The organism is Actinosynnema sp. NPDC059797 (assembly GCF_042732085.1).
In the GTDB taxonomy this organism is placed as follows: Bacteria; Actinomycetota; Actinomycetes; order Mycobacteriales; family Pseudonocardiaceae; genus Actinosynnema.
Window position 1 is genome coordinate 1 of the sequence record NZ_JBHWIE010000306.1, and the last position, 8,578, is coordinate 8,578.

Consider the following 8,578-nt stretch of genomic DNA (forward strand, 5'->3'; position numbering starts at 1 on the left):
CCCCTCTTCACGCGCGAAGGCGCGCGACTCCCTGGATTAGACGCTAAGGGGCGTTCATGATTCTCAACCGCAGGGGCTTCCTCTCCCTCACCGCGGCGGCCGGCGGCACGCTGCTCGTGGGCTGCGGCTCGTCGGCGCAGCAGCACACCGGCACCGCGCTCGACGCCGACGCGCTGTCCCGGGTGCTGCCGGCCCACGTGCCGGTCGAGTTCGCCAAGCCGGACCTGCCCGGTGTCGGCGGCTCCTCCCCGGGCTACCTGTCGTTCCCCCGCGAGCTGGTCGCCGCGGTCAGGGACAAGCCGCTGAACGGCGGCGAGGTCACCGCGATGACCCCCGCGTTCTGGCCCGTCCCGCCGGGGCTCGGCGAGAACTCCTACTACGACGTGGTCAACTCCCGCCTCGGCGGCGTGGTGAAGTTCGACCTGGTGCAGGGCAGCGACTACCAGGCGAAGCTGGCCGCGATCATGGCCGCCAAGCAGGTGCCCGAGCTGACCGTCATGCCGACGTTCACCATCCCGCCCCGGTTCAGCGAGGGCGTCGGTGAGGTGTTCCGCGACCTGACCGACTTCCTCGCCGGCGACAAGGTCAAGGACTACCCGCTGCTGGCCAACATCCCCACCGACGCGTGGAACGCGTGCGTCTACGGCGGTCGACTCTACGGCGTGCCGTTCCCGGACAGGCCGTTCCCCGAAACCCTGTTCTACCGCAGCGACCTGTTCGAGCAGCTCGGCGTGGAGCCGCCCGAGAGCGCCGACGAGTTCGCCGCGCTGTGCAAGCGGATCAACGACCCGGCGAACAACCGGTGGGCGGTCGGCGACGTGTTCCGCTCGATCGTCCGGGCGTTCGGCAGCCCGGGCGACTGGAGCCGCGACTCCTCCGGCAAGGTCGTCAACGTCATCGAGACCGAGGCGTACACCGAGGCGGTCAAGTTCACCCAGAGCCTCTACGCGGCGGGCTACGTGCACCCCGACCTGGTCGCGGGCAACACCACGCGGATGAAGGAGCTGTTCGCGGGCGGCCAGATGCTGGTCTACCAGGACGGCCTGGGCGCGTGGCGCGAGGCGCTGGCCCAGCAGCGGCCCACGAACCCGGGCTTCGGCATGGAGGCGATGCCGCTGTTCGCGCACGACGGCGGCAAGCCGGGCTACCCGGTGAGCCCGGCCACGGCCATGGTCACCCTGATCCGCAAGGACGTCCCCGACGACCGGGTGCGCGAGCTGCTGCGGGTGGCGAACTTCGCCGCCGCGCCCGTCGGCACCGAGGAGCACTTCCTGCTGCGCTACGGCGTCGAGGGGCAGCACAGCGCCCGCAACGCGAGCGGTGCGCCCGACCTCAACGAGCTGGGCCGCAAGGAGATCACGCTCACCTACGGCTTCCTGTCCGGCCCGCCGGACGCCATCGTCGAGTCGCAGTACCCGGACTACGTCAAGTCGCTGCACGGCTGGCTCGCCGACGCCTACGAGCACCAGGTGAAGCCGCCCACGTTCGGCCTGCGCATCGAGGAGCCCGCCGAGCACTCCAAGCTGCCCAAGCAGTTCGAGGACCGCACCAACGACATCCTGCGCGGTCGCACGCCCGTGGACCAGGTCGGCAAGCTCGCAGAGGACTGGCGCAAGGCCGGCGGCGACGAGCTGCGCGAGTTCTACGACAAGGCGCTGTCCGATGCCGGGCGCTGACCTGCTGGAGCGGCCCGCCGCCACGGCGGGCCGCCCGGTCCCCCCGGCCCGGTCCCCCCGGTGGGTGCGGCGGCTGCGGCGGGACTGGGTGCTGCTGGTGATGGTGGCGCCGGCGATCGGGCTGCTGGCGGTGTTCCACTACGTGCCGCTGCTGGGCAACGTGGTGGCGTTCCAGGACTACTCGCCCTACGTGGGGATCGCGGGCAGCCCGTGGATCGGGTTCACCAACTTCGAGCGCATCCTGACCGACCCCGGGTTCTGGGACGCCACGGTCAACACGTTGACCATCACCGCGTTCCAGCTCGTGTTCTACTTCCCGGTGCCGATCGGGCTGGCGCTGCTGGTGCACAGCCTGCTGAGCCCGCGGCTGCGGATGCTCGTGCAGAGCGTGGTGTACCTGCCGCACTTCTTCTCCTGGGTGCTGGTGATCACGCTGTTCCAGCAGATGGTCGGCGGGGCGGGGGTGCTCAACCAGTTCCTGCGCTCGCACGGGTTCTCGCCGGTCGACGTGATGACCGACCCGGACCTGTTCCTGGCGCTGGTGACCGCGCAGTCGGTGTGGAAGGACGCCGGGTGGGGCGCGATCGTGTTCCTGGCGGCGCTGTCGACGATCGACACCTCGCTGTACGAGGCGGCGGCGGTGGACGGCGCGGGCCGGTGGCGGCGGCTGTGGCACGTGACGCTGCCCGCGCTGGTCCCGGTGGTGGTGCTGCTGCTGATCCTGCGCCTGGGCGAGGCGCTGACGGTCGGGTTCGAGCAGTTCCTGCTCCAGCGCGACGCGGTCGGCGCGGCCACGGCCGAGGTGCTGGACACCTACGTGTACTTCACCGGCGTGGTCAACTCCGACTTCGCCTACGCGGCGGCCGCGGGCCTGGTCAAGGGCCTGGTCGGGCTGGCGCTGGTGCTGGCGGCCAACAAGGTCGCGCACCTGGCCGGCGAGCAGGGGGTGTACTCCCGATGACCACCGTGCGGACCCGTCCGCGACCGACCCGCCGGCGCCCGGCCCACGAACGCCCGACCCGGACCCGCCCCGTGTGGGAGGAACCGCCCACGCGCCTCGGCCAGGCGGCCAAGGGCGTGCTGGTCGGCGTGGTGCTGCTGGCCGTGCTGTTCCCGCTGTGGGTGGTGGTGCTGACCAGCGTCTCGCCCTCCTCGGCCATCACCAGGGCGGGCGGGCTCGTGGTGGTGCCCGACGGCATCACCTTCGCCGCCTACGCCGAGCTGCTCTCCGGCGGCACCGTGACCCGCTCGGTGCTGGTCAGCACCGGCATCACGGTCGTCGGCACGCTGTTCAGCACGATCGTGACGCTGCTGGCGGCCTACGGCCTGTCCCGACCCGGCTCGTTCGCGCACCGGCCGCTGCTGTTCGCGGTGCTGCTGACGTTCCTGTTCGGACCGGGCCTCATCCCGACCTACCTGCTGGTGCAGTCCCTGGGCCTGCTGGACACCTACGCGGCGCTCGTGCTGCCCGGCGCGGTGGCGGCGTTCAACCTGGTGGTGCTGCGGTCGTTCTTCATGAACATCCCCCAGGACCTGGTGGACAGCGCCCGCATCGACGGCGCGAGCGACTTCGGCGTGCTGACCCGGATCGTGCTGCCGCTGTCCAAGGGCGTGACGGCGGTGATCGCGCTGTTCTACGCGGTCGGCTACTGGAACGCGTTCTTCAACGCCTTCCTGTACCTCAACTCCACCGACAAGTGGCCGCTCCAGCTCGTGCTGCGCACCTACGTCCTCCAGGGCCAGCCCATCCCCGGCGCCAGCCCCGCGGACTCCACGCTGGACGGCTCGGGCGGCCTGGTGGCGACGCTGGCGGTGAAGATGGCCGTGGTGGTGATCGCGGTCGTGCCGGTGCTGGTCGTGTACCCGTTCGTGCAGAAGCACTTCACCAAGGGCGTGATCGTGGGGGCGATCAAGGGATGAGGGGCATCCGGTACGGCGGCGACTACAACCCCGAGCAGTGGCCGGAGGAGGTGTGGGCGCAGGACGTCGAGCTGATGCGCCGGGCCGGCGTGAACACCGTGACGGTCGGCGTGTTCTCCTGGGCCCGGATCGAGCCGCGGCCCGGCGAGCGGGACTTCGGCTGGCTGGACCGGGTGCTCGACCTGCTGCACGCGAGCGGGATCGGGGTCTTCCTGGCCACGCCCACCGCGTCGCCGCCGCCGTGGCTGGGCCACCGGTTCCCGGAGACGCTGCCGGTGGACTTCGACGGCCGGCGGCTCGCCTACGGCTCGCGCAACCAGTTCTGCCCCTCCTCGCCGGTGTACCGGGAGCACGCCCTGACCCTGGTCGCCGACCTGGCCCGGCGCTACGCCGACCACCCGGCGCTCGCGCTGTGGCACGTGGGCAACGAGTTGGGCCAGGTGTGCCACTGCGACACCACCGCCGCGCACTTCCGGCACTGGCTGCGCGACCGGTACGGCACCCTGGAGGAGCTGAACGACGCCTGGCACACGGTGTTCTGGAGCCAGCGCTACGGCGCGTGGGACGAGGTGATCCCGCCCCGCCGCGCGCCCTACCTGATCAACCCCGGCCAGCGGCTGGACTTCGCCCGGTTCTGCTCCGACACCCTCGTCGAGTCCTTCCTGGCCGAGCGGGACGTGCTGCGCCGGATCACCCCGGACGTGCCCGTGACCACCAACTTCATGGGCCTGAACCCGGTCGTGGACGGCTGGGCGCTGGCCGCGCACGAGGACGTGGTCTCGCACGACTGGTACCCCGACCCGGCCGACCCGGAGTCGCACGTGCTCAGCGCGCTGAGCTTCGACGTCATGCGCTCGCTCAAGCGCGGCCCGTGGCTGCTGATGGAGCAGGCCGCCGGCGCGGTCAGCTGGCGGCGGCGCAACCCGCCCAAGCCCGCCGGGCAGCTGCGGGCCCAGTCCGTGCAGGCGGTGGCCCGCGGCGCGGACGCGGTCTGCTTCTTCCAGTGGCGCGCCTCCCGGGGCGGCGCGGAGAAGTTCCACTCCGGGATGGTGCCGCACGCGGGACCGGACAGCCGGGTGTTCCGCGAGGTCGAGGCGCTGGGGCGGGACCTGGCGGCGCTGGCGCCGGTGGCGGGCGCGCCCGTGGTCGCGGACGTGGCCGTGGTGCTGGACTGGGAGAACTGGTGGGCGGTCGAGCTGGACGCGCACCCGTCCGGCGACTTCGACCTGCTCGACCGGGTGCGCGACTGCTACCGGCCGCTGTTCGAGCTGGGCGTGACCGCCGACTTCGTGCCCGCCACGGCCTCGGCCGCCGACCTGTCGGCCTACCGGCTGGTGGTCGTGCCGAACCTGTACCTGGTGCGCGACCCCGAGCCGCTGCGGTCGTTCGTCGCGGGCGGCGGCACGGTGGTGGTGGGGTTCTTCTCCGGCGTGGTGGACGAGCGCGACCAGGTGTTCCCGGGCGGCTACCCCGGGCCGCTGCGGGAGCTGCTGGGGCTGCGCGTCGAGGAGGTGGTCCCGCTCGGCCCGGACGAGGTGCTCGCCTGCTCGTCGGCGGAGCTGGGCGGGTTCACCGCCGACTTCTGGCGCGACGACCTGCTGGTCGAGGGCGCCGAGGTGGTGGCCGCGCTGGCCGACGGCACGCCCGTGGTGCTGCGCCACCGGCACGGCGCGGGCACGGCGTGGTACGTGGCCACCCGGCCCGAGGCGGGCGCGGCGGTGCGGTTGTTCGAGCGCGTGCTGGCGGGCGCCGGTGTCGGGCCGGCGCCCGCCCGGCCGCGCGGCGTCGAGGTGGTGCGGCGCGGTGACGTGCTGTTCCTGGTCAACCACGGTGTGGACGAGGTCTCGCTGGACGTGCCCGGCGACCACGTCGACCTGCTGACCGGCGGCGCGGTGTCCGATTCGGTGACCCTGGGGAGGTTCGGTGTCGCGGCTCTGGTTCCGCAGGCCGGCTGAGCGGTGGGAGGAGGCCCTGCCGCTGGGCAGCGGCCGGTTCGGCGCGATGTGCCGGGGCACCGGCCGGTTCGACCTCAACGACGACCGGGTGTGGCTCGGCGGCCCGGCGCGGCCGGTGGACGGCGTGGCGGAGTTCCTGGCGGCGCGGGAGGCCGTGCTCGCGGGCGACCCGGAGCGGGCCGAGGCGCTGCTGCGGTCGGTGCAGGGCCCGGACACCGGGGTCTACCAGCCGCTGGGCACGTTGCGGCTGCACGGGGTGACGCCCGCCGGGGGCTACTCGCGGTCCCTGGACCTGGGCACGGGCGTCGCCGCCGTGGACTACGGGAACGGCGTGCGGCAGGAGGCGGTGTGCTCCTACGAGCACCACGCGCTGGGCGTGCGGGTGGAGGGCGCGCCGGGGGTGACCGCGTCGCTGGACGCGCCCGTGCCGCTCGTCCGCGTCGACGAGCCGGGCGCCGCGGTGTTCTACGTCGGCCTGGCCGACCCGCCCGCGTGGGAGGCGTTCCGGGAGCGGGCCGTGGCCGACCACCGGGCGCTGTTCGACCGGGTGGCGCTGGACCTCGGCCCCCTGCCGGACGGGCCGACCGACACGTGGCGCGCCGACGACCCGGCCTTCGCCGCCCTGCTGTTCCAGTACGGCCGGTACCTGCTGATCGCCTCGTCCCGGCCGGGCACGCTGCCCGCGAACCTCCAGGGCGTGTGGAACCCGCACCCGGAGCCGCCGTGGCGGTCGAACTACACCGTCAACATCAACACGCAGATGAACTACTGGGCGGCCGAGCCGACCGGGCTGCCCGAGTGCCACGAACCGCTGCTGGAGTTCGTCGAGGGCCTGGCGCGGTCCGGGGCGGGGGTGGCGCGGGCGCTGTACGGCGCGGGCGGCTGGTGCGCGCACCACAACACCGACCCGTGGTTCCTGGCCACGCCCGTGCAGGGCGACCCGGCCTGGGCGAACTGGCCGATGGGCGGCGTGTGGCTGTCGCTGCACCTGTGGGAGCACTTCGCCTTCACCGGTGACGTGGCGTGGCTGCGCGAGCGGGCGTGGCCGGTGCTGCTGGGCGCGGCCGAGTTCTGCCGGTCGTGGGTGTTCGAGCGCGGTGGCGCGCTCACCACCGCGCCGTCCACGTCGCCGGAGAACCACTACCTGAGCCCGTCGGGCAACGAGGTGGCGGTGGGCGTGGGGTCCACGATGGACCTGACGCTGGTGTGGGAGCTGTTCACGCGGCTGCGCGAGGCGGGCGAGGTGCTGGGCCTGCCGGTGGACACCTCCCTGCCGGACCGCCTGCCGCCGCTGCCGGTCGGGTCGCGCGGGCAGTTGCTGGAGTGGGAGCGGGAGGTCGTGGAGACCGAGCCGCGGCATCGCCACGTGTCGCACCTGGTCGGCCTGTACCCGGGCACGCGGATCCGGCGGGGCACGCCCGAGGCGGAGGCGGCCCGCCGGTCGCTGGAGGAGCGGGGCGACGAGGGCCCAGGCTGGTCGTACGCGTGGAAGGCGGCGCTGTGGGCCAGGCTGGGCGAGGGCGGGCGGGCGGCGGCCCTGGTCGCGGCCATGCCGCGCTGCCCCAACCTGGTCGCGGCCAACCCGTTCCAGGTGGACGGTTCGCTCGGGGTGCCCGCCGCGGTGGCGGAGATGCTGGTCCAGGGCCACACCGGTGAGGTGGAGCTGCTGCCCGCGCTGCCGCCGTCGTGGTCGGACGGCGGCGTGACCGGGCTGCGGGTGCGCGGGGGGCTGGTGGTGGACGTGCGCTGGAGCGGTGGCGCGCCGACGTCCGCGGCGGTGAGCGGGCCGACCGCGCGGGAGGTGGTGCTCCGGCACGGGGACCGGCGGGAGGTGGTGCGCGTGCGGCCGGGGGAGCGGGTGGAGCTGGCGTGGCCGCGGTGACGGCCCCGCTCGCCGCCCGGCGACCCCGGTCCGTCCCCGGCCCGGCCCGTCCGGCACCCCCGCGATCGGCGCTTACCGGTCGGTAGGTGACCATGTCCGGGCCCCGCGACCCCCGGACGAGGAGACGACCGTTGGACGAGCGCGACTACCTGGAGCACGACGGGCTGGCGCTGGGCGGGCTGGTCGCCGCGGGCGAGGTGACCGCCGCGGAGCTGCTCGCGGCCGCCCGGGACCGCGCGCGGGCGGTGGACCCGCGGGTCAACGCCATCTGCACCTGGCTCGACGACCACGCCGACCAGCGGGCCGCGCAGGCGCCGACCGGTCCCTTCGCGGGCGTCCCGTTCCTGCTCAAGGACCTCCACCAGGACCTCGCGGGCACCCCGACGTCGGCCGGTTCCCGCGCCCTCGCCGGCCGGACCGCCACGCGCACCGCCACGGTCGTGCGGCGCTGGCTCGACGCCGGCGTCGTCGTCTTCGGCAAGACCAGCACCCCCGAGTTCGGTTCCAAGGGCGTCACCGAGCCCGAGCTGTTCGGCGCGACGCGCAACCCCTGGGACCCGGACCGCACCCCGGGCGGCTCGTCCGGCGGCGCCGCGGCGGCCGTCGCCTCGGGCATCGTCCCGGTGGCCGCGGCGAGCGACGGCGGCGGTTCCATCCGCATCCCGGCGGCCTGCACCGGCCTGGTCGGGCTCAAACCCGGCCGGGGCCTGGTGCCGCACGGCCCGGCGGAGAGCGAACCGCTCAACGGCCTGGCCACCCACGGCGTCGTCTCCCGCACGGTCCGCGACACCGCGGCCATGCTCGACGCGCTCGCCGGGCCCGACGCGATGAGCCCGTACGCGCCGGCCCTGCCGGACCGCTCGTTCCTCGACCGGCTCGACGAGGCGCCGGGTCCGCTGCGCGTCGGCTTCACCACCCGCTGCGCCCTGCGCGAGCACCCGCACCCCGAGGCCGTCCGCGCGGTCGAGCACGCCGCCGCGCTGCTCACCGACATGGGGCACCACGTCGAGGAGGTGGACCCGCCGCACGACGACCGGCAGCTCGGCCGGGACTTCCTGGTCATCTGGTTCGTGCACCAGGCGATCGAGGTCGCCCGCGTCAAGCGGCTGACCGGCGCGGGCGACGAGGGCTTCGAGCAGGACACC

At 74.0% G+C, this 8,578-nt stretch carries 6 protein-coding genes; all 6 read left to right on the top strand.

Translation table 11 applies throughout. The features are described 5' to 3' along the window. Nucleotides 1-56: 56 nt before the first annotated feature. The gene (locus ACFV4N_RS35245) at nucleotides 57-1,676 is read left to right on the top strand and encodes an extracellular solute-binding protein (protein WP_499676992.1); all 1,620 of its coding nucleotides are present in this window, start codon (nucleotides 57-59) and stop codon (nucleotides 1,674-1,676) included. Next, complete coding sequence (locus tag ACFV4N_RS35250; protein ID WP_499676993.1) at nucleotides 1,663-2,637, top strand: ABC transporter permease; 975 nt, start codon at nucleotides 1,663-1,665, stop codon at nucleotides 2,635-2,637. Before ACFV4N_RS35245 ends, ACFV4N_RS35250 begins: the two co-directional genes overlap by 14 nt. Continuing rightward, nucleotides 2,634-3,596 (top strand): carbohydrate ABC transporter permease, encoded by a 963-nt coding sequence (locus ACFV4N_RS35255; RefSeq protein WP_499676994.1) that lies wholly within the window; start codon nucleotides 2,634-2,636, stop codon nucleotides 3,594-3,596. The genes ACFV4N_RS35250 and ACFV4N_RS35255 overlap by 4 nt, the downstream gene beginning before the upstream one ends. Next, the gene (locus tag ACFV4N_RS35260; RefSeq protein ID WP_499676995.1) at nucleotides 3,593-5,551 is read left to right on the top strand and encodes a beta-galactosidase; all 1,959 of its coding nucleotides are present in this window, start codon (nucleotides 3,593-3,595) and stop codon (nucleotides 5,549-5,551) included. Before ACFV4N_RS35255 ends, ACFV4N_RS35260 begins: the two co-directional genes overlap by 4 nt. Next, the gene (locus tag ACFV4N_RS35265) at nucleotides 5,520-7,433 is read left to right on the top strand and encodes a glycosyl hydrolase family 95 catalytic domain-containing protein (protein WP_499676996.1); all 1,914 of its coding nucleotides are present in this window, start codon (nucleotides 5,520-5,522) and stop codon (nucleotides 7,431-7,433) included. The genes ACFV4N_RS35260 and ACFV4N_RS35265 overlap by 32 nt, the downstream gene beginning before the upstream one ends. A 131-nt stretch (nucleotides 7,434-7,564) precedes the next feature. Continuing rightward, on the top strand, nucleotides 7,565-8,578 hold a 1,014-nt coding region (locus ACFV4N_RS35270; protein WP_499676997.1), incomplete at its 3' end, for an amidase.